Annotated in this window: 20 protein-coding genes; 5 read left to right on the top strand and 15 right to left on the bottom strand. The window is 45.3% G+C overall.

Going from position 1 to position 23,438, the window contains the following annotated elements:
• Positions 1–29 precede the first annotated feature (29 nt).
• On the top strand, positions 30–440 hold the full coding sequence (locus NFI81_RS15195) for a hypothetical protein (RefSeq protein WP_234611595.1): 411 nt from the start codon (positions 30–32) through the stop codon (positions 438–440).
• A gap of 106 nt (positions 441–546) precedes the next feature.
• Here NFI81_RS15195 and galU read toward each other — a convergent pair whose 3' ends face one another.
• From galU to atpA, 6 genes are all read right to left on the bottom strand, one after another.
• Positions 547–1,410 carry a UTP--glucose-1-phosphate uridylyltransferase GalU gene (gene galU, locus NFI81_RS15190; RefSeq protein WP_234611608.1) on the bottom strand — a complete coding sequence of 288 codons (864 nt, stop codon included), beginning with the start codon at positions 1,408–1,410 and terminating at the stop codon, positions 547–549.
• A 118-nt stretch (positions 1,411–1,528) separates the two neighbouring features.
• On the bottom strand, positions 1,529–2,524 hold the full coding sequence (locus NFI81_RS15185; protein WP_234611609.1) for a mevalonate kinase family protein: 996 nt from the start codon (positions 2,522–2,524) through the stop codon (positions 1,529–1,531).
• Between the two features lie 155 nt (positions 2,525–2,679).
• Positions 2,680–3,207: a YceI family protein gene (locus tag NFI81_RS15180; protein ID WP_234611610.1), complete on the bottom strand. Its 528-nt coding sequence runs from the start codon at positions 3,205–3,207 to the stop codon at positions 2,680–2,682.
• Positions 3,208–3,339: 132 nt separating this feature from the next.
• A complete protein-coding gene (locus NFI81_RS15175) occupies positions 3,340–4,071 on the bottom strand; it encodes an outer membrane lipoprotein-sorting protein (RefSeq protein ID WP_234611611.1) in 732 nt (243 codons plus the stop codon).
• Between the two features lie 129 nt (positions 4,072–4,200).
• On the bottom strand, positions 4,201–5,085 hold the full coding sequence (gene atpG, locus NFI81_RS15170) for an ATP synthase F1 subunit gamma (RefSeq protein ID WP_234611612.1): 885 nt from the start codon (positions 5,083–5,085) through the stop codon (positions 4,201–4,203).
• Positions 5,086–5,091: 6 nt separating this feature from the next.
• Entirely contained in the window at positions 5,092–6,669 is a 1,578-nt protein-coding gene (atpA, locus tag NFI81_RS15165; RefSeq protein ID WP_234611613.1) for a F0F1 ATP synthase subunit alpha, read from the bottom strand.
• Between the two features lie 289 nt (positions 6,670–6,958).
• Here atpA and bamJ point away from each other — a divergent pair, with 289 nt between their 5' ends.
• Both bamJ and NFI81_RS15155 read left to right on the top strand, forming a co-directional pair.
• Positions 6,959–7,717, top strand: a complete 759-nt coding sequence (gene bamJ / locus NFI81_RS15160; protein ID WP_234611614.1) for a BamJ family beta-barrel-assembly machinery protein — start codon at positions 6,959–6,961, stop codon at positions 7,715–7,717.
• A 13-nt stretch (positions 7,718–7,730) separates the two neighbouring features.
• Positions 7,731–9,851, top strand: coding sequence for a carboxy terminal-processing peptidase (locus NFI81_RS15155; protein WP_234611615.1), 2,121 nt, complete (start codon positions 7,731–7,733; stop codon positions 9,849–9,851).
• 53 nt (positions 9,852–9,904) lie between these two features.
• On the opposite strand, the gene NFI81_RS15150 is transcribed toward NFI81_RS15155, so the two are convergent.
• From NFI81_RS15150 to NFI81_RS15135, 4 genes are all read right to left on the bottom strand, one after another.
• The gene (locus NFI81_RS15150) at positions 9,905–11,347 is read right to left on the bottom strand and encodes an efflux transporter outer membrane subunit (protein WP_234611616.1); all 1,443 of its coding nucleotides are present in this window, start codon (positions 11,345–11,347) and stop codon (positions 9,905–9,907) included.
• A gap of 54 nt (positions 11,348–11,401) precedes the next feature.
• Entirely contained in the window at positions 11,402–14,554 is a 3,153-nt protein-coding gene (locus NFI81_RS15145) for an efflux RND transporter permease subunit (protein WP_234611617.1), read from the bottom strand.
• A gap of 30 nt (positions 14,555–14,584) precedes the next feature.
• A complete protein-coding gene (locus tag NFI81_RS15140) occupies positions 14,585–15,733 on the bottom strand; it encodes an efflux RND transporter periplasmic adaptor subunit (protein ID WP_234611618.1) in 1,149 nt (382 codons plus the stop codon).
• 170 nt (positions 15,734–15,903) lie between these two features.
• Entirely contained in the window at positions 15,904–16,323 is a 420-nt protein-coding gene (locus NFI81_RS15135; protein ID WP_234611619.1) for a hypothetical protein, read from the bottom strand.
• 293 nt (positions 16,324–16,616) lie between these two features.
• Here NFI81_RS15135 and NFI81_RS15130 point away from each other — a divergent pair, with 293 nt between their 5' ends.
• Together NFI81_RS15130 and NFI81_RS15125 are read left to right on the top strand one after the other, a co-directional pair.
• The gene (locus NFI81_RS15130; RefSeq protein WP_234611620.1) at positions 16,617–17,657 is read left to right on the top strand and encodes a GNAT family N-acetyltransferase; all 1,041 of its coding nucleotides are present in this window, start codon (positions 16,617–16,619) and stop codon (positions 17,655–17,657) included.
• 6 nt (positions 17,658–17,663) lie between these two features.
• The gene (locus tag NFI81_RS15125; RefSeq protein WP_234611621.1) at positions 17,664–18,275 is read left to right on the top strand and encodes a YdeI/OmpD-associated family protein; all 612 of its coding nucleotides are present in this window, start codon (positions 17,664–17,666) and stop codon (positions 18,273–18,275) included.
• A gap of 53 nt (positions 18,276–18,328) precedes the next feature.
• Here NFI81_RS15125 and NFI81_RS15120 read toward each other — a convergent pair whose 3' ends face one another.
• From NFI81_RS15120 to NFI81_RS15100, 5 genes are all read right to left on the bottom strand, one after another.
• The gene (locus NFI81_RS15120) at positions 18,329–18,817 is read right to left on the bottom strand and encodes an HmuY family protein (RefSeq protein WP_234611622.1); all 489 of its coding nucleotides are present in this window, start codon (positions 18,815–18,817) and stop codon (positions 18,329–18,331) included.
• Between the two features lie 110 nt (positions 18,818–18,927).
• Entirely contained in the window at positions 18,928–20,322 is a 1,395-nt protein-coding gene (locus NFI81_RS15115) for an HmuY family protein (RefSeq protein ID WP_234611623.1), read from the bottom strand.
• A 25-nt stretch (positions 20,323–20,347) separates the two neighbouring features.
• Complete coding sequence (locus NFI81_RS15110; RefSeq protein WP_234611624.1) at positions 20,348–22,414, bottom strand: TonB-dependent receptor plug domain-containing protein; 2,067 nt, start codon at positions 22,412–22,414, stop codon at positions 20,348–20,350.
• A gap of 122 nt (positions 22,415–22,536) precedes the next feature.
• Entirely contained in the window at positions 22,537–23,073 is a 537-nt protein-coding gene (locus NFI81_RS15105; protein ID WP_234611625.1) for a YceI family protein, read from the bottom strand.
• A 25-nt stretch (positions 23,074–23,098) separates the two neighbouring features.
• The gene (locus NFI81_RS15100) at positions 23,099–23,437 is read right to left on the bottom strand and encodes an avidin-fold protein (protein ID WP_234611626.1); all 339 of its coding nucleotides are present in this window, start codon (positions 23,435–23,437) and stop codon (positions 23,099–23,101) included.
• Between the last annotated feature and the right edge of the window lies 1 nt (position 23,438).

Genomic DNA, 23,438 nt, shown 5'->3' with positions numbered 1-23,438 from the left:
ATGCTGACTCAAATTAAGACTAAAATCCTATGAAGTGTCCTTATTCGATCATCATTATCATGCTGACAAGCACAACTCAGCTCGTTTTCGCGCAGACAAAAAAGAAAAATTCTTTTCCTACGTACGAACAGATCAGAGGAAATAAATCGGAGACATACGATTTTGTCGCGCCTCAAAGCATTCAAGCCAACCCAACATCAGCGGTCCCGGAGACAGGGAAATACACGCTTATTAAACGAAGCATAGTCACCGAGCACGGATTTGACGTTTTCGGTTACCCCAAAGACAGCGTTACCTATATTTTGAACGGAAGAAAGGAAAGGGACGCGAAGCGTGCGGAAAAGGAGATCAGGACGAAGAGTAGGAACATTACCGACATTTCAATCGGTGCGATGGATGGAAGAGGGAGGCGGGTGATTCGGATTGATTATGAGGAGTGAGTGAGTAGGGAGTTACTTGCATTGTCAGCCTGAGCGGAGTCGAAGGCGCGCTACTCCTTGGTAACGCGCCTTCGACTCCGCTCAGGCTGACAAATCAAGTAACTCCCTACTTATTCAAAATATCAATCAAAAACTTCCTGAACGGCTCTGCAAACTCTTTTCTTTTTAATGCAAACTCGACCGTTGTTTTCAAATAATCCAGCTTATCTCCAATGTCGTGACGCTTGCCTTCGATGTGGTGAGCGTAGATGTTTTCGCGTTTAAGGAGCAGTAACAAGGAATCGGTGAGCTGGATTTCGTTGTTTTTGCCTTTGGGCGTTTGTTCGATTGTGTTGAAAATTTCAGGCGTTAAAATGTAACGTCCTGCAATGGCCAGATTGGAAGGTGCGAGGTCAATGGCGGGTTTTTCAATGAGCGTGCTTAGTTCCAATATCGTATCACTCAATGACGTTCCTCCTACAATTCCGTAGCGGTTTACTTTGTTGGCAGGCACTTCTTCCACTGCGATTACCGAACCGCCATATTGCTCGTAAGTGTCCATTAACTGTTGCGTAACCGGAATTACAGAGTCCATAATGGTGTCTCCCAGAAGCACTGCAAATGGCTCATTACCAACATGATGACGGGCATAATAAATGGCATCGCCCAAGCCGTTTGCTTCTTTCTGCCGGACAAAATGCACATTGGCCATATCCGCCAGACGGCGCATTTCATTGAACCACATTAAATCTTCCTTTTCTTCCAGGCGGGTTTCCAGTTCCACATTGCGGTCGAAATGGTCTTCAATGGCGCGTTTTCCTTTTCCTGATATGATCAAAATGTCCTCAATCCCCGAATCGACCGCTTCCTGAACCACATACTGGATCGTTGGAATGTCGATAATAGGAAGCATTTCTTTGGGCATCGATTTGGTTGCGGGAAGAAACCGCGTGCCAAGTCCGGCAGCAGGAATTACAGCTTTACGAATCATAAGTTGGCTTTCGCCCGTCAGCTTTCGGCTTTCGGTTTATAAGTTAGTGTTGAAATATTCTTTTAGGTCTTTTTGATATCACCAGTCGGTTCTTTTCATAGTCAACCGCTGGTTGCTGTCAAACTACAAATGGCCTAATTACGCGTGCATTGTGTTTTTTCAGCTCTACAAAAAGTTGGTTCAGCATATCATCGTCGTGATAAATGCCAATGATCGTTCCGCCTGATCCTGCGAATTTGGCGGATGCACCGCATGCCCTGGCAGCATTGATCAGCCGTTTGTTAGACTCAGGCACATTGTAAATTTTGCAACGCAGGTCGAAATTCTCATTCATCAACTGGTGCAAATCGTGGGCGCGACCTTCCATCAAAGCTTCCCGACCATCGGCCGCTTTCTTAGCAATCTGGCCCAAAACGTCGATCACATCGGTTTCGCCCCGGTCAAAACGCGTTCTGACATCGCTATGGACCTTACCCGAAACCTTGCTGAGGTTGGTGTTGTAAGCAACATATAATTTGGGCAAGAGCGCCGGGTTAATGCGCTCATAATGTCCGTAACCCTGACTATCAATCAGTTTTTTGTCGAAATCCATGTACACACAACCTTCGTAACACTGGATAACACGATCCTGCAAACCGGCCGTAATGCCAAGTTCTTCGGTTTCGGTCACCATAACGAGTTGCGGAAGGATTTCAATGGGGATTTCAACTTTATAAAATTGCATCAGCGCCCTGAACAACGCAACCACAATGGCGCTTGAACCCGACATACCAACCTGACGCGGAATGGAAGAGCGGTAACGAACGGTGAAATTGCGGTTAGGAAGGCGGATGCCATTGTCTTCACAATAGTCACCGAATTTCTTAATACCGGCTTTAATCAACGGAATCCCGCCGTTATAACCAAGCATGCTAACTGTGTCCCGCAAATGAAAAATGCTGCGGAATGTGCTCTCATCCTGCGGTTCCGACTCAATGTGGAGTTCGGGAGATTCGTATAGTGAAATGGAAGCGCCAAAATTTCTGACAGAAATGGATATCGTTTTCCCAAAAAAACCATCAGAAGGATTGCCTAGCAGCCCGGCCCGGGCATACGCACGTGTTTCAATTATCAAGGTAAAAATCTTTTTTGGTCAAAAGTAATAACTTAATGACGATACAAAGCGATTTTGCCCTGATATGCTGTCAATTATTAAAAAACTGATCAGGCACAAAAAAAGCGGGACGATTCAACGCCCACGCTTCAATAAAACGGGTTTACTATTATTTCCTATTGTTTTACAACCTGGATATTCGCGATCAATTTCACGTCGTCTCCTACAACCACACCACCTGCTTCCGTAACTGCGCTCCATTCCAGGCCGAATTCTTTGCGATTGATCTTGCCGGATATTTCAAATCCTGATTTGTTGTTTCCGTAAAAGTCTGTCATGTTACCGCCGTATTCAACAGCAAATTCGACTGCTTTTGTTACGTCTTTCACGGTAAGATCACCTTTCAAAGTATAGCTTTCATCGCCTTTTTTTACCAATGTTCCTTTGATAGTAAGCTTAGGGTGCTTTGCTGCATCGAAGAAATCACCTGATTTCAAATGCTCGTCGCGTTGCGCCTGATTTGTATCTATGCTGGTAACGTCTGCTGTGAACTGAACAGTTGCACCATCGAAATCCTCAGTTTCAGTTTCTACCGAGCCTTCGAAAGATTTGAAAGAACCTGTAACAGTTGAGATTACCAAATGTTTCACTTTGAATTGAACCTCTGAATGTGTTGGGTCGATAACCCATGTTGTAGTAGCCATCTCTATAAAAATTTAATGTTTTTACATTTAATGTATATACACGTATTTTTCAGAATTAGTTTCAAAGAGGGACAAAAAAATCCCGGACAATTTCTGTCCGGGATTTTTTGACTGTTGTTGCTGTGCGAAATATCACTTTGGCATTTCAAAAATCTTGGGGTCTATTTTAGGATTAACTTCCAATGAACTGATTTTCAAGACCATTGTGGTTCCAGGCATGGCGGATGTGGAAACTTCCGATGTGTAAGGATAGGTCACGCCGTCGACCTGGCGGAAATCGGATTGCGTATTTTCAGATTTTACTTCCTGCCCATTGATCGTCGTCTGAACGATCATTTTCAAAATGTAGTACGTGTCTTTCGAAATGTAGTTAATGCGTTTGGTGCCATTTTTCAAAGCCATTGAAATCTTATAGACCTTAGCGCCGGCCAATTCTTCTTCACCGTCCAGTGTGAGCACGTAGCCTTTTTGTTTGTAATTATATAAACCGGTTAAGTCCGTTTCAGTCGCCATAGCTTTCACTGATTCTTCGGGTAGGGCGGTCGCGGTGGTTTGCCCGGCCATGGGGTTGATCGTCCAACCTGTGTTGCCGCTGATCGCCTGCACAACAGTCATTCCCTGCACCGTGGTTTCACTGCGAAAACCTTTGTCCTGCACAATGATCGTGCTGATGGGCACTTTCATATTCATGACTTCCATATCAGCAGTGATTTTCAGACTTTGTAATTTGGATAGCTTATCTGCGCCTCCCATTGCCTTGATATGTTTGTCAATGATTTCATCCACATTTTGAGCAACAGAAATATGAATGCTTCCAAGGAGAAGGATGGCAATAAGTGATTTTGAAAAGATGGATTTCAGCATGAAATGTTCGTTTGTTTTAATCTGAACTCCTGGCAAGTCCTGATATTGTAAATATGGCAAGATTTGAAACAAAAACGGGCAGATAAATGAATATCCGCCCGCTCTTTCAAATAATATTAAGGAATTCTCTTAGTTCTTCAAAGCTTCTGCTCCGCCGACAATTTCAAGGATTTCAGTTGTAATCGCAGCCTGACGCGTACGGTTATAAACCAATTTCAGTTCTTTCAAAAGCTCCTGAGCATTCTCAGTGGCCTTATCCATCGCTGTCATCCGAGCACCTTGTTCAGAAGCATTGGATTCCAGGACAGCACGGTAAAGCTGGATTTTCAATGATTTTGGAATCAATTCAGCAAGAATTTCCTCCTCAGTCGGTTCGAAAATGTAGTTAACCTCAGCCGTTTTTGTTCTTGTCGTTTTATCCTCTGCTACGATCGGCAAATAGCGGTCTGTATGAATGATCTGGGTTGCAACGTTTTTAAATTCATTATAAACCAAATCAACTGCATCATAGCGACCGTCTGAAAACGCTTTCATGATTTCTTCCGCAGCCTGTTTAACAGCAACGAAATTCAATCTGGTAAAAAGGTCCATGTAAGTTTTATTCACCACAAAACCCCTTTTCGCAAGCGATTCAGCGCCTTTTTTACCAATAGCGAAAATCTCCACATTTCCTCTCGCAGCTTGGGCAGCATATTTTGTCTCAATCAACAGCAATGTTGCCTTCACGATATTCGTATTGAAAGCACCACACAATCCACGGTCGGAAGTAACGACCACGATAAGCACCTTTTCAACCGGACGAACCGTTTTCAAAGGACTATCGACCGCGCTTTCTGAGCTGGAAGATACTGTTGTAAGCATATCACCAAGCTTCTGAGCATAAGGTCTCATTTGCATGATATTATCCTGAGCCCTGCGCAACTTTGCAGCTGCAACCATTTTCATGGCCTTAGTGATCTGCTGCGTGGAATTTACGGATACGATCCGGTTACGGACTTCTTTTAAGCTCGCCATACTTGATTAACGATATTTTACAGCAATTTCACGCGCAACTTTGTCAACTACATCGGTTACGCTGTTGTCCAGTTTACCAGCGCGCAATGCCAGTAAAGTGTCTTTGTGTTGAGTAGTCAAAACAGTAAGGAAATCTTTTTCAAACTCCTTCACGCGGTTTACGTCAACCAGGTCAAGCAGACCTTTGGTAGAAGCATAAACTGTTGCTACCTGCTGTTCAACCGGAACCGGCGAATATTGAGGTTGTTTCAAAACTTCCTGGTTACGGCGACCCCTGTCAATGGCAAGCTTGGTAGCCGCATCAAGATCCGAACCGAATTTTGCAAACGCTTCCAATTCACGGAACTGCGCCTGATCCAGTTTCAATGTTCCTGAAACCTTCTTCATCGACTTGATCTGTGCATTACCACCCACACGCGATACCGAAATACCCACGTTAATGGCAGGACGGATACCAGAGTTAAACAAGTTAGACTCAAGGAAAATCTGTCCGTCGGTAATAGAAATTACGTTTGTAGGAATATATGCTGAAACGTCTCCCGCTTGTGTTTCGATAATTGGAAGAGCGGTTAGCGAACCACCACCTTTAACGATTCCCTTCAATGAAGGAGGAAGGTCGTTCATGTTTCTTGCGATTGTATCATCTGCGATGATTTTTGCTGCACGCTCCAAAAGGCGGCTATGCAGATAAAATACGTCTCCCGGATAAGCTTCACGTCCCGGAGGGCGGCGAAGAAGCAGAGAAACTTCACGATAAGAAACCGCTTGCTTGGAAAGGTCATCATAGATAACCAAAGCAGGACGGCCTGTATCACGGAAGAATTCACCAATCGCTGCACCTGTAAACGGCGCGTAAAATTGCATTGGTGAGGGATCCGATGCTCCGGCAGCAACGATTACCGTGTAATCCATGGCTCCGTAACGGCGAAGTGTAGCTTCAATCCCTTTGATGGTTGATGCTTTTTGTCCGCAGGCTACGTAGATACAGAATACGGGTTCGCCTTTGTCGTAATATTCTTTTTGATTAATAATTGTATCAATAGCAACTGCCGTCTTACCTGTCTGGCGGTCACCGATGATTAATTCCCGCTGGCCACGGCCGATGGGGATCATTGCGTCGATTGCCTTGATACCAGTCTGAAGGGGTTCAGTAACAGGCTGACGGAAAATAACCCCGGGAGCTTTACGCTCAAGTGGCATTTCGTAAAGGTCACCTGTCAACGGACCATTTCCGTCGATTGGTTCAGCGAGTGTATTTACAACGCGGCCTATAATTCCGTCTCCAACCTTTACAGAAGCGATCTCTTTCGTACGCTTCACGGTGGCTCCTTCCTTGATGTCGCTAAAATCACCCAGCAACACGGCTCCTACATTGTCTTCCTCGAGGTTAAGCGCGAGGGCTTTAAGGCCGTTCTCGAAAACAAGCAGCTCACCTGCCTGCACCTGGGAAAGGCCATAAATGCGGGCAACACCGTCGCCAACCTGAAGGACTGTTCCTACTTCTTCGAGTTCTGCTTCTGATTTAGCTCCTGCAAGTTGTTCGCGCAGGATGGCCGAAACTTCATCCGGTCTAACAGATACCATAGTATAATTGACTTATTGAAAGTATAGTAGTAAGTTTTTGAAAACTGCCGCAAAGGTAGCGTTTTATTTTGGTATATAAAGAATGTTTTGAGTAAAACGTGTCTCTAAAAATTAGATTTTTCCAAGGTATTTCGACCAACTACTTCACCGGAAAAGATTTTGCCGTTTATCCTTCATAATTGACATTTTTAAAACTTTTTTAGGTACTATTTGTGTTTTTGTTGTAATTGAGTTCGTTAATAACACTTATAAATCGAATTTCAATTTCATTGACCATTCTCCAAGCATAATGTACAAATTAGAAAAAACCATTTTAGCAGCCTTCGTATTAGCAGTTTTGGTAACAACAGGAAGCACAGCACAGACTATCAAAAAGACAACAAAACCGGCAGCAGCAGTTAAGAAAGCACCGGGCACACCTGTAAAAGCAGCAGCAACCCCCGCCGTACTCAAAAATCAGATGGATTCTTTGTCAGCGGCGATCGGTGTAAGCTTCTCAAATTCATTAAGTTCACAAGGAATCGAGAATATCAATACAGAAGTTTTGACGAAAACCATCAACGCTTCATTAAAAGGCGGCAAAACTGCGTTTACGCCAGAAGATGCCAATAAATTCATAGGGGAATATTTCCAAAAAATAACTGAAGAAAAAGGAGCCGTGTTCAAAGTAGAGGGAGAAAAGTTCTTAGCAGAAAATAAGACAAAAGAAGGGGTTACCACGACTGAAAGTGGCCTTCAATATCAGATCATTAAAACAGGTGATGGTCCTAAGCCTACCGCAACAGATAAAGTCAAAACCCATTACCATGGCACATTGACCAATGGAACGGTTTTTGACAGTTCAGTTGACAGAGGTGAGCCAGTAGAGTTTCCGGTTAACGGTGTGATCAAAGGGTGGACAGAAGCGTTACAGCTAATGCCAGTTGGGTCGAAATGGAAATTATTCATTCCTTACCAGCTTGCATACGGAGAGCGTGCAGCAGGCCCTCAGATTCCGGCTTTTTCAGCGCTGGTGTTTGAGGTTGAATTATTAGAAATTGTTAAATAGCAAACGTTCAACAATGAAAAAGTACTTAATCACGCTTATTCCGGTAGTATTACTGGGCTGGCAGAGAGGGCCTGTTCAGGAAAAAGCGGCTTTAGTGCCAGCAGCAGAGGTGTCAATGGATGAGGATATCAAGCCTATTCCTGCTCAGTTTAAAGCTGAGGAGCTGACGACCCGTATTCTTTCCAGTTATCATTACAGAAAGACCAGGCTCAGCGACTCACTTTCAGCAGCGATCTTTGATAAGTACATTGATGGAATAGATCATGGCAAGCTTTATTATCTGGCCAGCGATCTCGCAGATTTTGAAAAATACAAAAATTCATTCGACGATTATCTCCAGAAGAGAGAGCTGGACGTGCCTTTCAGCATGTATAATGTTTTTAGAAAACGTTACAAGGAAAGAAGCGATTACATTCAGACCCTGTTGAAAGAGCCAAAACCATTTGACTTTACAGCGGACGAATCCATGAACACAGACCGCGAAAAGGCAACCTGGGCTAAAACCACGGATGAGTTGAATGATACATGGCGCAAATATTTGAAGAGCGAAGCACTGGATCTGAAATTGTCGGGCAAGGCGGATACGGCGGTTGTTTCAACTTTAAGAGATCGTTACAAAAACCGTGACCGCGCATTGGGCCGCATTCGTACAGAGCAGGTTTTCCAAATGTTCATGAATGCTTATGCTGAGTCCATGGACCCGCATACAAGCTATATGGCGCCTACTTCTGCGGATCGTTTCAAGCAGGAAATGAGCCAGTCACTGGAAGGAATTGGTGCATTGCTTCGTGAGGAAGATAATTATATCAAAATCGTGGAAGTAATCCCAGGCGGTCCTGCATTCAAAGGAAAGCAACTTAAAAAAGAAGATAAGATCATTGCAGTTGCCCAAGGCGACGAAGGCAAAATGGTCGACATTGTTGGCTGGTTTGTTGATGACGCTGTAAAGCTCATCAAAGGTCCGAAATCAACGGTTGTTCGTTTGCAGATCATTTCTGCGGATGCAATAGCCGGCACGCCTCCAAAAGAATACAGACTGGTGCGTGAAAAGATAAAATTGGAAGAGCAGCGTGCTAAGAGCGAGATCGTTTCGGTTAACAATGCTAACAAAGAATACAAGGTCGGTGTGATCGATATTCCGCTTTTCTACCGCGATTTCGAAGGTGCGCAGCATAAAGAAAAAGAATTTTCAAGCACAACGCGTGATGTTCAAAAGCTGATTACCGAATTGCAGGCAGCCAATGTGGACGGAATCGTGATTGACCTCCGAAACAATGGAGGCGGTTCGTTAACCGAAGCAGTTTCACTGACCGGTTTGTTCATAAACAGAGGACCGGTTGTTCAGGTGAAGGAAGGCCAGGGCGAAGTGGAAGTGCAGTCTGATAATGATCCAGCCATTGCTTATGACGGCCCGATGGCTGTGATGGTAAACCGGTTCAGTGCTTCTGCATCAGAGATTTTTGCAGCTGCCATTCAGGATTACAAACGTGGGATTATTGTAGGAGAGCAAACATATGGCAAAGGAACCGTGCAAACGTTGATCGACCTGAACCAATGGGTGCCTAAGGAAACAGATCAGCTGGGACAAGTGAAGTTGACTGTGGCGAAGTTTTATAGAATCAACGGAAGCAGTACGCAGCTGAAAGGTGTTATGCCTGATCTGGAATTGCCAACAGCATTCAAGGTAAACGAATATGGTGAGGGTTCACAGCCGAGCGCATTGCCTTGGGATCAAATCCCATCATCACGCTATGAGCCTACCAACAACATTAACGCAAAAGTTGTTGACCAGCTGAAAGGCAAACACAATCAGCGTCTGAAAAGCGACGAGGAATTGAAAACATTGGTTAAAACACTTGATGAATTCAAAGAAGCCCGAGAAAACAAAGTGGTTTCTTTACAGGAGTCGAAACGTAAAGTTGAGCGCGCAGAAGCTGAAAAGAAAAGACTTGCTATGAAGCAGCTTGGCGAAGATAGCGCTGACGATGAGGAAGAAGAAGACGGTAAAGCTGTTGAAGCTCCAAAAGAGGTTAAGAAAAAGAAAGACATTTATCTGACCGAAACCAGTCGCATGCTAGCTGACTTGATTGTTATATCAAAAGAGCCAAGCTTCGCAGGAACGAAGAAAAAGTAACATTTAAGAGCATATTGAAGAGCCCGCACTGGTGACAGTACGGGCTCTTTTTTTTATTCCCAACCGCCACCCAGCGAACGATACAACTCGATCAATGCTAAATACTGATTCTTTTGAACATCTGTTAATGACAGCTCGGCTTCTAAAACACTTCTTTGCGCGGTGATTACTTCCAGGTAGGAAGCATAACCTGTCGCGAATAAGTCTTTGGATGTTACCACGGCTTGTTGCAGCACGTCAACTTCCTGTGTTTTGAAGTCATTGATTCTCCTGTTGTTTTCCAGCTTTTTCAGACTGGTGCTTACTTCCTGAAAACCGGTAAGCACAGCCTTATTATAGGTGTATAAGGCTTCCAGGCTGGCAGCTTCTGTCCTCTTTTGTCCAGCCTTCAAGGCTTTACTGTTCAGAAGCGGCGCGGCTAGGCCTCCGATTGCATTATACGCCATGGAGGCCGGATTGAGGAGTAAATTGCTTTTAAATGAATTAAAACCAAGAAATGCAGTAATGTTCAATGATGGCAGAAACGCAAGTTGCGCGGCCTGTTGCTCGGAGTAATTTGCAAGCAGGTCAAATTGCGCTTGCTGAATGTCCGGTCTTCTTCTCAACATATTGGCAGGAACTCCTGCCTGAGCGGTTTGAGGCAACGTTTGTTCCAGTATCGTATTGCGAACGATGGGTTGCGGGAAACGGCCGAGGAGTAAATTAAGTTTGTTTTCCGATTCGATGATCTGCTGTTGTTTTTCAACTTCGAGACTTTGCGTGTTGAACAGCTGCGCGCTGAGTTGTTGCACGCCCAGTTCATTAGCCCGTCCGCCTTCTTTCTGGATTTTGATCGTCTCCACCGCCGATTGTTGCAAGGCAATGTTTTTTTGAATGATCGCCATTTCAGTATCCAGCGCGATCAGCTCGTAATAAGCACTTGCAATTTCTGCAATAAGGCCTGTAATGATCGTGTGGCGGGCCTTTTCAGTGGCCAGCACGCGGTTATAGGCTGCTTTTTTCTGCGTTTTCAGCTTCCCCCAGATATCAATTTCCCAGGAACTTCTCAGCCCGATAAAATAATCCGGCAGGAAAGGGGCAGGTAGCCTGCGGTCCGCATCAATGTTTTCTGAAAAATTCGTGTCATAATTCCCGACGCCGTCCATGGTGTAATCGCCAAATTTCCGGCCGCCGCCGGTCACTTCCGCGGAAACGGATGGCAGCAATGCGCCCTGCGCAGCGAGAATGTTTGTCCTAACCATCTCGATCCTTTGCGCAGCGATCTTCAAATCAAGGTTGTTTTGAAGTGCAGTATCGATCAGCGCTATCAGGTGCGCGTCTTTGAAAAATGATTTCCATTGTATGGCTGCTATGCCTGTTGAGTCGGTTTGGTCAGCAAATGTCTGAGGCGCATTGATGCGCGCTTTCTGCTCGATGGGTTGTGTGAGCTTACACCCGGCCACACCCATAAGGGCGCCCGCGAGCAGGAGGTTATATATCGTTTTATATGTTTTCATTAAATATAAGATCAGTGAGGGAAGCAGCCGGACGATTTGCCCGGCTGCCAGGGATTATTCCAGAACAACTTCTGCGTGTTGGTTTACTACTTTCGGTTTCTTTGGTTTGACCATGCTGGCAAACAGCACATACAATCCAGGGATAATAATTACCCCGAACAATGTTCCGATCAGCATCCCGCCAGCAGCAGCGGTCCCGATGGACCGGTTACCGATCGCACCTGCGCCAGAGGCCATTACCAGGGGAATAAGTCCGGCTATAAATGCCAGTGAAGTCATGAGGATCGGACGCAGCCTTTCTGTGGCGCCTTCCAACGCTGCTTCAATCACGGAGCGTCCTTCTTTTTGCCTGATAATCGCGTATTCTACAATCAGGATGGCATTTTTACCCAGTAAACCAATGAGCATGACGAGTGATACCTGCGCATAAATGTTATTTTCCAATCCCATTAATTTCAATGCAAGGAATGCTCCGAAAATTCCGGTTGGTAAGGAAAGTATAACAGGCAAGGGAAGCAGGAAACTTTCATATTGCGCCGCAAGCAGTAGATAAACGAAGATCAGACAGACGCCAAAAATGTAAATAGCCTGGTCACCGGAAAGAATTTCTTCCCGCGTCATGCCCGACCATTCATAGGTAAAACCTCTCGGCAAACTGGCAGCAGCCACGCGCTCAACAGCTTCAATGGCATCCCCGCTGCTATAACCCGGTGCCGCATCGCCATTAATCATGGCGGAGGTGTACATATTATAACGCGTCAGCAACTCAGGTCCGTAAACCCTTTCGAGGCGGATGAATGTCGAGAACGGCACCATTTCACCACGGTTGTTTTTTACATAAAGTTTAAGGATATCCTCCGGATTTTTCCTGAAACTCGGATCGGCCTGGACCATCACTTTATACATTTGCCCGAAGCGAATGAAGTTGGAAGCGTACAAACTTCCTATCAGAGTTTGCAATGTGCTCATCGCCACATCAACCGAAACCCCTTTTTTTGCTGCTATATCCGGATCAACATGGATCATATATTGCGGGAAACTCGCGTCGAAGCTGCTGAATGCGCTTGCAATTTCCGGCGAGTCCATCAGGTCTTTTACAAATTTGTTGGTAATCTCTGCGGTCTTCTGCAAGTCGTCGCTTCCTGTGCGGTCCTGCACGCGGAGCTCGAAACCACTTGAATTACCGAATCCGGGGACGGTGGGTGGAGGGAAAAACTGAATCTCCGCATCGGTAATATGCTTGGTTTTCGCCTCCATTTCGGAGATAATGTCTTGAACAGACACCGTCCGCTCATCCCAGGGTTTCAGGTTGATCATAGCCATACCGTAGGAAGATCCCGCGGATTCTGTGATCAGGCTGTATCCTGAAAGTGACGAAACAGACTCGACAGCTTCGAGCCCTTTTGCAACTTTTTGAATTTCATCCAGAACAGCTTCGGTCCTTTCAACCGTAGCAGCCACCGGAGTAGTCACATTTACATTGATAACTCCCTGGTCTTCTGTGGGAATAAAACCAGTCGGAAGCACTGTGTTGATTCCATAAGTTGCTACGCAGAAGGCTATTAATAATCCGACCGTGATTACTCTTCTGTTGATAATCAAGCCCAGCAACTTCCTGTATTTTGCTGAAATGCCGTCGTAGCCTTTATTAAATCCTGCGAAGAATTTGTCGAGAAGCGTGTTTTTCGATGGTTGTCCGTGGGTGTTTTTCAACATTAACGCGCAAAGTGCGGGGGTTAATGTCAATGCATTAATCCCGGAAATCACAATGGAAATGGCGAGGGTAATCGAGAACTGGCGATAAAAAATCCCCACCGGTCCGGACATAAATGCAACCGGAACAAAAACCGCTGACATGACCAGCGTAATCGCAATGATCGCGCCGCTCATTTCTTTCATGGATTCAATGGTCGCTTCGCGGGCATCCAGGTGTTTTTCGGCCATCTTCGCGTGGACGGCCTCGACGACGACAATGGCATTATCCACCACAATCCCAATGGCCAGAACAAGCGCAAACAATGTTAAAAGGTTAATAGAAAACCCGAATAACTGCATAAATGCGAACGTTCCCACCAATGCAACAGGCACCGCCAGCGCCGGAATAAGGGTCGAACGGAAATCTTGCAGGAATATGTAAACGATGATAATTACAAGGATAAATGCTTCGATCAGCGTGCGCACAACCTCGTGAATAGACGCGTCAAGGAAGCGGGAGACGTCGTACGAAACCATATAATCCATACCGGGAGGGAATGTCGTCGCTTTCAGTTCGGCTACTTTCTTTTTCACATTTGCAATGACTTCCTGTGCATTCGATCCCGGGCGTTGTTTCAGCATAATGGATGCGGACGGCTTGCCGTTAGACTTTGAAGCCATATCGTATTCAAGTGTACCAAACTCAATATCAGCTACATCCTTCAATTTTAGCATGGAGCCGTCGGGATTGGATCGCAAAACGATATTTTCATACTGAGCTGGCTCGAACAACTTCCCGGTATATTTCAGCACATATTGCAACGCCTGCACTTCCCGGCCTGAACTGACTCCGGTTTTACCTGGAGCGGCTACAACATTCTGCTCACGGATTGCTTTAACCACATCATCTGCCGAAATATTATAACCATTCATCCGGTCTGGCTTTAACCAAACGCGCATGGAATAGTCGCGGCTTCCCATGATAACGGCCCGGCCCACACCATCAATCCTTTTCAGTTCTTTGAGCAGGTTAATGTCGGCGAAATTATATACAAAGTCCTCAGCAACAGATGTATCCGAACTCATAATGTCCAGGTACATCAGCATACTGTTCACTTCTTTTTCGGTGGTTACACCGGCTTTAATTACTTCTTCCGGAAGTTCGTCAATGACAGTCTGAACGCGGTTTTGCACGTTTACGGCCGCAAGATCGGGGTCAATGCCCACGTTGAATGAGATTGTAATGGTTGTAACACCATCGTTGCCAGACACGCTGGTCATGTAAGTCATGCCCGGCACGCCATTGATGGCGCGTTCGAGCGGAACAGCAACGGCATCCACGCCGACCTCTGAATTGGCACCCGTATAGGTCGCCGTTACGACAACCGATGGCGGCACAATGTCCGGAAACTGTGAAACGGGAAGGTCTACAAGCGCAAAAAGCCCGAGTAAGGTTATGAAGATTGAGATGACCAGTGACAACACTGGCCTCTCTATAAATTTTTGAAACATGATTTGAAATTCAGGTGAGAAGAATGAACCCTAGCGCGCGGTCAGCTCTATTTTTGCTGCCTTCACATTCAGACTGTCAAGCGGAATGTTTTTAGGCGTAATGGTTGCCCCGTCCTTCAATCCCTGAAGTCCTTCGTACACAATGGTTTCTCCTGATTGCAAACCTGATTTTACCACATAATATCCTGCTAACCGTGATTTCGGAACAAAGCTGCGCGTTTTAATCACATTGTCTTTCCCCAGCACGTATACAAAGTTCTTATCCTGTATTTCGAAGGCGGCTTTTTGCGGCACGAGAATCGCATTATCCACCGTGTTCGTCAGTCTGATGGTTCCTGTGGATCCGTGTTTCAACAATTTATCAGGATTTTTAAACCGCGCCCTGAATGCTATAGAGCCGGTTCCTTCATCGAATGCGCCTTCCATTGTTTCTACGGTTCCTTTTTGTTTGAAGTATGAACCATCTGCCAGTTCCAATTCAACCACCGTTGCACTTTCGGCTTTCCCGCGTGCTTTCACATATTCGAGATACTCATTTTCAGAAACATTGAAATAGGCAAAAACGCTTTTTGTATCTGAAAGTGTTGTCAGTAATGTTCCCTCGTCAATCAGGCTGCCCATTTTATGCGGGATACGGTCCACTATGCCGTCGAAAGGGGCTTTAATCTCTGTTTGAGCCAGGTGAATGGCAGCCTTTGATTTTTCGGAACGTGCTTCTTCGATCCGTGCATTCACAGCCGCTAGTTTTGCTTCTGCAACTTCCACTTCCGATTTGGCAATTACATTTTTTTCAACCAGCAGTTTGACCCTTTTCAGTTCAAGCTCAGCACCTTTTGCTTCTGCGATGGCACTTTGAAGGTTTGCTTTTGCGGAGGCCAGCTGTGCCTCATATTCCTCATTGTTGATCCTGAACAATGTTTGTCCTTTCTTCACTTCTTTGCCTTCATCTACATAAACTTCTTCCAGGTAACCTTTGACGCGGGCATATATTTCAACATTACGGACAGCGTGAATGTCACCCACATATTCGCGGTAAACTTCGGTTTTTTGGGGGACTAATTCCGTAACGGGAATGGTGGGGATAGCAGTTTCTTTTTTAGATTCACTAGCGCCTTCCGAAGTACAGCCGTACGCGAGTACGCATGGCAAGGCAAGCAGAAACCATCTGAAATTATTCATAATAAGTTGATTTTTAATGTGATATGAGTTTTTGGGGGATAGGAATAGCCTTATATGTTGGCTGGTGTAGCCAACAAAATGTATGTGCTGATCCGGGACAGATACACAGCGCTTTTTATGGCACAGTAAACCCGTCCGTCAGTAATCAAACATAGCTTGCAATGAGGAAATTAGAATGGGCAAAGGCGGTGCAGAAAGCCGTAGTAACCAGGGAGTACAATGTTTTCCCTTTCGGTGAAATTTATCGCTAATAAACTTTCGCGGATAAACTTTGGCTTGCGTAGAAAATAGTAATTTGAAAAAACAACGGTTTCGAAAGAAGCGAACCGGTAACTTGAATGGCGGTGCCGAAGCAGCTTTGATAAATTCTCTCGCCATTTGCATCCATCTGCTTTTACGATGGTGCGGTTTGGATCAATGGTATCGTCCACAATGACCACATCCGCCGACTCAACGCTTGTTTCAACCGAATACGGCGAGAACCCAGTTCCGTAATCAAGCTTGCACAGCGTGGCCGGCTGCTTTGCGGACAGCGAGAGAGCCAGGAAGTGAACTAGGCTGAAAAACAATACAAAAGTTCTTTTTGTCATGATGCTGATTTAATCAGAACATTGAAAAATCCATACTTTTATAATGAATTCAAGAATGATTGGGAATAATGGAAAGGAATCTTGATAAAATGATGCCTGCTGCCAAATATAATAATTCAAATGTATACTGCAAATTATATCAGTTGTTAATGACTGTTAATTAGCAGATATGCCCACAAATCCCGCTGAATTTGAGATTTATCCCTTGATTTTTATAAAATTACAATGGGATAACAATGTGACTTAATCGGGAAACAGAGTATATTTAGAATAATAACCTACGTTTGGCCGCAATGAAAGTTAAAACCATAAGCACCGAAAACTTTGTGCTGACCAAGATGACCGCAGCGGACGGGGACAAATATTTCAGGTTAAGTAATAATGACAATGTGATGAAATATGTGACGGGACATGCGCTGGACCGTCAGGAGTCAGATAAGATGCTGCGGACTTTTCTGGCCGAATATGGAAACGACACTTATTTGGGAAGATATTTAATTGAAGGCCGTTATTCCGGCGAATTAATTGGTACGGCAAAGCTCGATATGGATGGGAGCGAGGTCGAGATTGGTTACCGGATTTTGGAAGAGCATTGGGGGAAGGGGATCGCAACGGAGATCGCACGCGGACTGATTGGTTTTGCAAAGCAAACACTGCTTGCGAAGCAGGTTATTGCTTATGTGAATGTGGGTAATGCCGCGTCGATCCGGGTGTTGGAAAAGGCCGGGATGGTCAATATTGAGCGCATAGAAGATTTGGATGAAATTAAGTACAAGTTTATTTATTCACCTCAAAATAATCCCCTTATGAAAAAAGTGCTCTACATTATCTTAGGAATAATTGCTGTCGTCCTCATTGCGGCGTTCATTATGCCAAAAGACTACGCAGTTGAAAGGGAAGTGATCATCAACCGCCCTAAATCCCAGGTTTTCGAATACATCAAATCACTGAAAAACCAGGATAACTGGAGCGTATGGATGGGTAAAGACCCGAACATTAAAAAGAATTATACGGGAACGGACGGAACCGTGGGATTTACTTCCATGTGGGAAGGAAATAAAGAGGTAGGGAAGGGGGAGCAGGAGATTACCAAAATAACGGAAGGCGAGCGCGTGGACACGCAACTCAGGTTCATCGAGCCTTTTGAAAGTTCGAACGACGCTTATATGATCACCGAAGAAGTTGATCCGAGTGCGACCAAAGTAAAGTGGGGCTTTTCCGGATCCATGCCTATACCCATGAACGTAATGCTGCCTTTTATGGGAATGGAAGAATCCGTCGGAAAGGATTTTCAGGACGGATTGAATAACTTGAAAGGGATTTTGGAAAAATAAAAGATCATGAAAAAAACGGATCCAAGGATAGACACCTATATTTTGAAATCTGCCAATTTTGCTATCCCAATCCTTACTTACCTGCGCGATCTGATTCACATTTATTGTCCCGACGCAACGGAAACCATGAAGTGGAGCTTCCCGCATTTCGAATACAAGGGAAGCATTCTTTGCAATATGGCATCATTCAAGCAGCATTGTTCACTAGGGTTCTGGCACGGGTCGCGGCTTTCGGATCCGGATAAGATGCTGGCTTTGGGTGACAAGGCTTCCATGGGACATTTAGGCAGAATCCAGAAAATTGACGATTTGCCGGATGAATCCATTCTGGGTGATTTTATAATTCAATCCATGCAGTTGATCGACAGCGGCGTGAAAGTTGTGCGCGAACAGAAACCGGAAGTAAGTAAGGAACTGGACGTGCCCGAATATTTTCTGAATGCAATGACATCAAAAGCCCGGCAGACATTTGACAATTTCAGCTATTCTCAAAAAAAGGAATACGTAGTCTGGATTACCGAAGCAAAAACAGAGGCGACGAGAGAAAGGCGAATGGCCACGGCTGTTGAGTGGCTGGAAGAAGGGAAAATCAGGCTCTGGAAATATGCTGCGAAATAAAAGAGACCTGGAAAGCATAGCGCTTTCCAGGTCTCTCGTGCATTGAAGATCAATTAAAACTTCCCATTTGCATCCGCTAATACGTAGCGAAAAGTAAAATAACTGGATTCTTCCGTCGGCACTTCTTCCGGGGCGCCTTTGTAGTAACTAATGATCTGAACTTTGGCATATTTGCCATCCGACGTCTTTACGAGAAGCGTTCTTCCCGGAATGGTCCTGATTGCGTGCACGCTCATGTCATATTTATACCACGAATTTCCACTTCCGCCCGGAATGGCAAATGTGTCGTCGTGATCCGATTTGTATCCGCCTTTCGGGGCTTCCGTGATCGCTTCGAATGGTTGTTCAACCACCAATGCGCCGGCGTGGCCCGGGCCGCTGCTGCCGCTGTTTACTGCTATGGTCGTTTTGCTGAATGCAATGTCCCAGTTTGCGGTTTGGGCGTCGCCTGCGGGAACGGCTTTGCCTGTTGCCAGATTGAAATACGCGTACGGCTTGGCATTTGCGTCCAGATCTTTGATGACAATTATTTCAGATTTCATGTTATCAGGTTCCTTATTGTCTTTTTGTGTTGAAAAAATTGATAAGGACAAGATAAGCGTTGTTAGTAACATCATTTTTTAAATCTCGAATTTTATGACAAAATATTTGATCAGGCTCCTTTTTTAACCAGCTTGTATTCCAACTTGGGCTTGCCTCTTACACCTCCATCTTCTGCGTGAAAGCTTACAAACCTAAGCTTATAAACATTCCCCGCGCTGTCCTTAATCACATAAAAACGATCTGTTTTTACACCAACGGGTCCACCAGAAGTAACCCGCCATTTGGAACCGATGGCGTCTGCGTCTGTGCTGAATTTTGCTGCGGCAATGTTGTTTTCATTGAATGCATCATAAGTGACGGTGCTGGTGAGCACTTCTGCCGCTTCCACTTTTGCCTGTTTGTTGGTAAATACAAGGTCTGAGAATCCGTAAGGGATCATGCCTGTGCCGAAATTGGTGTAATACATGCTATAACCCCAGTTCAGGTCCCAGCGCGCTTTTAATGGCTCCACGTCCACGGTCGCGCCTTTTTCAAGGGAAACATATTCGAAGTTGTAGGCTGTGTCTTTGGTTATATCAATGGTTTTGGAAGTCGTTTCATTGAGTTTTGCGTATTGTAGTACATAACCTGTTCCTTTTCTCAAAACGCGGATCTTGTAAATTTGATCGGCAGGAAGGACCGTCGCGTTTCCGCCTTTTCTGTTCAAAATGTAAACTTTGTTATCTGCATCGGTTACGGAAATCTCTTTGATCGCAGTTTTGGTCAGATCTCCTTTTGCATCATCAACCAGGCTCAGTTTCCCCATTCCCTGGCCCACTGCCAATGAATCCATTACGACGTCTTTGGCCGAAACCGCATTAATGTCCGTTTTGTTGATTTCCAGCACCGAAGCGCCGTTCGTAGCATTGATCACCACGCGGAAATCGGCATCATTATAGAAGCCAAGATCCCAGCTATCACGCAAAACCGGCGTTTGAATGTTGCTGCTCAGGTCCAGAAATACTGAATTAGCGGCGCTGCTTCCCAGCTCGGTTCCCGCAATTCCGTTCAGTTGAATGCTGGTGCCATCCGAAACGATTGCTTTGAAGCTCAGTTTCAGCTCTGTGTTGGCTCCGATCATTGCCGGGGCACCAACGGAAGTGATTTTAAATGCTACGCTTTCGTCCCCATCCAGCAAAACGCCCGCTTTCCTGGCTACTTTAATGGAAGCCGAAGACTGCCCGGCTGGAACGGTCAGGGCGATTGTGTTATTTGCGGCGGCGGGCGCTGTCGTGAATTCTGTGCCGTAGACAAGCAATGCTGGCGTAAGCGAAATGCTGATTGGCGTAGCAACATCCACGGCCCTGGACAAAACGATTTTTATTTCAGCTTCTTCACCTTCAAAACCTTGTGCGGCACTTTCAAAGCTGGCAGTGTTGTCGGGAAGTGGCGGCTCGTCATCATTACAAGCATTGAAACTGGCAAAAAAAGCAATCAGTAACAGGGATTTGGCTATCTTCTTCATAATTAACTTGTTATTAGGGTAAAATTTAATTTTTTGACCATTGGAAGTTCAGTCCCAGAAAGTAGGATCTGCCGTAGGAAAGCGGCACGGAGCCACCCGTGCTGTGTGCGCCGCCTGTGTCTGTGGATGAATTGTTAAGGGTTGTTACGTCAAACAGATTTTTGACGCCCGCTAACAGATTGACACATTTTCCCAAATTCTTGCTGAATGTGAGGTCCGCCATGTGAAAACCTTCCGTTTCGGCTAGCTTGACATTCACCTGGTCTGTGGTTTCGTAAATGGGCCTTTTGCCTGAATATTTGTAAAACAGATTCACACTAGCGCCGATTTTGCTGAACTTATAAAGCAGATTCGCATTGATTTCGGGCGACCAGACAAACTCAGGAAGTGAGCCGAATTGCTCGGGATCGGCTGAAAACTGATTATAGCGGCCAATATAAGAACCACCCAGGGATGCTTGCAGATTTTTCAGGAAAATCTTGTTGTCCAGCGTGAAGCCGGTTGTCTTGAAAAGGAAAATGTTCAGATAAGTCGTTTGCGTTCGGTCGTTCGGATCAACGCCGGTGTCGATGAGGTCGTGAAAAACATTGTAGAAGCCTCCCAATGTTGTGTTAACCCGCATTGTAGGCTTGCTAACCGACTGCCAGACCAGAAATGAGTTGAAACTGTTGGAATATTCGGCTTTCAAATTTGTGTTGCCGTTAATGGAGTGGGAGGCATCGTGAAAATCAAAATACAGCTCCCTTAATGCAGGCGAGCGGAACCCGCGCGCGTAACCAAGCCGCAGATCAAGTGTTTTTGTAATGGACAGTTTTCCGTTGATGGAAGGAATTACTGGTGGCGCATTGTAAACCGAGTTTTTCAGGAAGCGCAAGCCGGGACTTAATTTGAAGATTTTACCGAACTTAACCTCAGGAGCCACAAATAATGCGTATTCCAGGATCTGCGGGGAGCCCAGGATACGAGCGCCGGAGCTTTGGTTATCTGAAAAATCGAAACCCGCCAGTAATGAAAAATGGGGATTGGCTTTATAAAAAGCGGTTCCTCTGAAAAAAGTCGTTGTAGAGACCGATTTATCCTGCGAGCCCGGTTCCAGGGAAAGCGTTTCACGGCCGTTTGCATCCACATTCGTGCTTAATGTCTTGCGGGAATAGTCGGTGTAGGAAAGCACGCCGTTAACATGAAACTTGTCGTTAATCTTCAACTCCGATTGGATCTGGTGAAACCAGCGATAGGTGTTATAGTCCTTATCAGCTGCGATTTGCGTGATCGGATTGCGGTTGCCTTCGAATTTGATCGTCTCGTCCGTGCCATTGAACCGATACCAAATATTCCATTTACTGCCCTGATATTTAGCAGAAGCACTGTAAAGCATTTGATCCTTAGGCATCCAATCCTTTGCGCGCCCTGTGGAGCCGCCTTGCCAGCCGCCAAAATTATTGCGGGTCACATTGCCCGAGAATTGAAGCGCCTTATTTTGCCAGGTCGGGCCAAGACTTTCGTTGTGCGTGCCTTTTTTGGATAATGCATTGTATTCTTTCCCGGCGGTCTCTTCCTGGATCCGCGCATTTAAGATCAGATTATCGCCGCTATGCCCTTTTTTGGTAATCAAATTTATGACCCCGGCCAATGCGTCCGTCCCGTAAATCACCGACATCGGGCCTTCCACGATTTCAATTCTTTCTATGGTGTTAATGTCAATCTGCCCAAGGCTTTCACGCGTGCTCCCCCGGTCAACCATCGGAATGCCGTCCAGGAGAATTTTTACATTTTGGCCTGACATGCCCATTAACTGGATGTCACTGGTTCCCAGCGTGAGATCATTTGAGAAACGGATGCCGAGCTCTGTGTTTAGAATGGATTGTAGGTTCGTCGCGCCTCTGGCCGCTATACGTTCGCTGTCAATGGTACGAACCTGGTAAACTGAATTTTTGAGGGACTGTGCTTCAAACTGGCCTGTGACCACAAATTCGTCCAGCGCAATGGAATCCTTAGCAAGCGTGTCGCCTTTCACACGCTCACGATCCGGCTGTCCTGCCACCGGGCCAAGCGCCCAAAGCACAATGAAGGTGATGGTAAAAAGCTGCTGCATGGAAGGCTCATTTAGAATGTTTGCAAATGAAATTATTATTTAGACTAAATCAAAATAGAATTGATAATAAATAAAAAACCCGGCTCAAATGAACCGGGTTTTTTGCCTAAACGCCATTAATACTACTTGATAATCGCCTTCATATCGACCGTAACGACATCTTTTAACTTCCAGTCCTTTGTTCCGACCTTGTAATCGAGACGGTTTACTTCGAAAGTGCTCGAAACTGCGTAACTGCCGTCCGCATTCTTTTTAGCCTCAAAGGGCAGCGTAACCGTTTTGGTAACATCCCTGATGGTCAGCTTTCCTGTTGCTTCATATTTGCCATTCTTTTTCTCCACTTTGGTGGATTTGAAATTGATATTGGGATGTTTTTCGACATAAAAATACTTGTCGCTTTTCATATCCTTATCCCGCGAATTATTCCCTGTTTTGAAACTATTGGCGGCAATATCAATGTTGAATGAAGCATTTTGCGGGGAGTTTTCGTTGAAAACCGCCTCACCTTTCGGCGCATCAAAGGTGCCGTCGCAAGTTCCCAATACATATTTTACTTTGAAATTGGTAGATCCTGAAACGACTTTGGACGTTTGCCCAAAAGCCATATTTGGACCAATGAATGCAAAAAAGAATGTAATAATTTGAAGGCGGTTGCGCATAAACAGGGAGACGGTTTTTTAAATTCTATATTTCTTCCAACAGCGATTCGCCTTCGGATTGATCTCCCGAAGTCCATTGCCATTTCTCATGCATACGGATTTTTCCATTGGGAAGTTGCTCGGGCGTTGATTTGCAAATGCCTGTCGTGATCTCGCCTTTGTCATTCACCTGATGGTAACGCATATCCAGATTCCCGTCTTCGTCCACCAACGCGATCAGATGTCCGGTGTGAATCCGGCCACCGGAATATGTTGAGGTGACAATGTTGCCATTTTGATGATATACAAATTGCATGGAAAGGTCAACCTCACCATTTTCTGAATTGGAAAGAGGAACAAAGACTTTGTTATTGTAATTGATCATT

The sequence above is a fragment of the Dyadobacter fanqingshengii genome (assembly GCF_023822005.2).
Classification (GTDB): domain Bacteria; phylum Bacteroidota; class Bacteroidia; order Cytophagales; family Spirosomataceae; genus Dyadobacter; species Dyadobacter fanqingshengii.
This window is presented reverse-complemented; position numbering and strand designations above follow the sequence as displayed.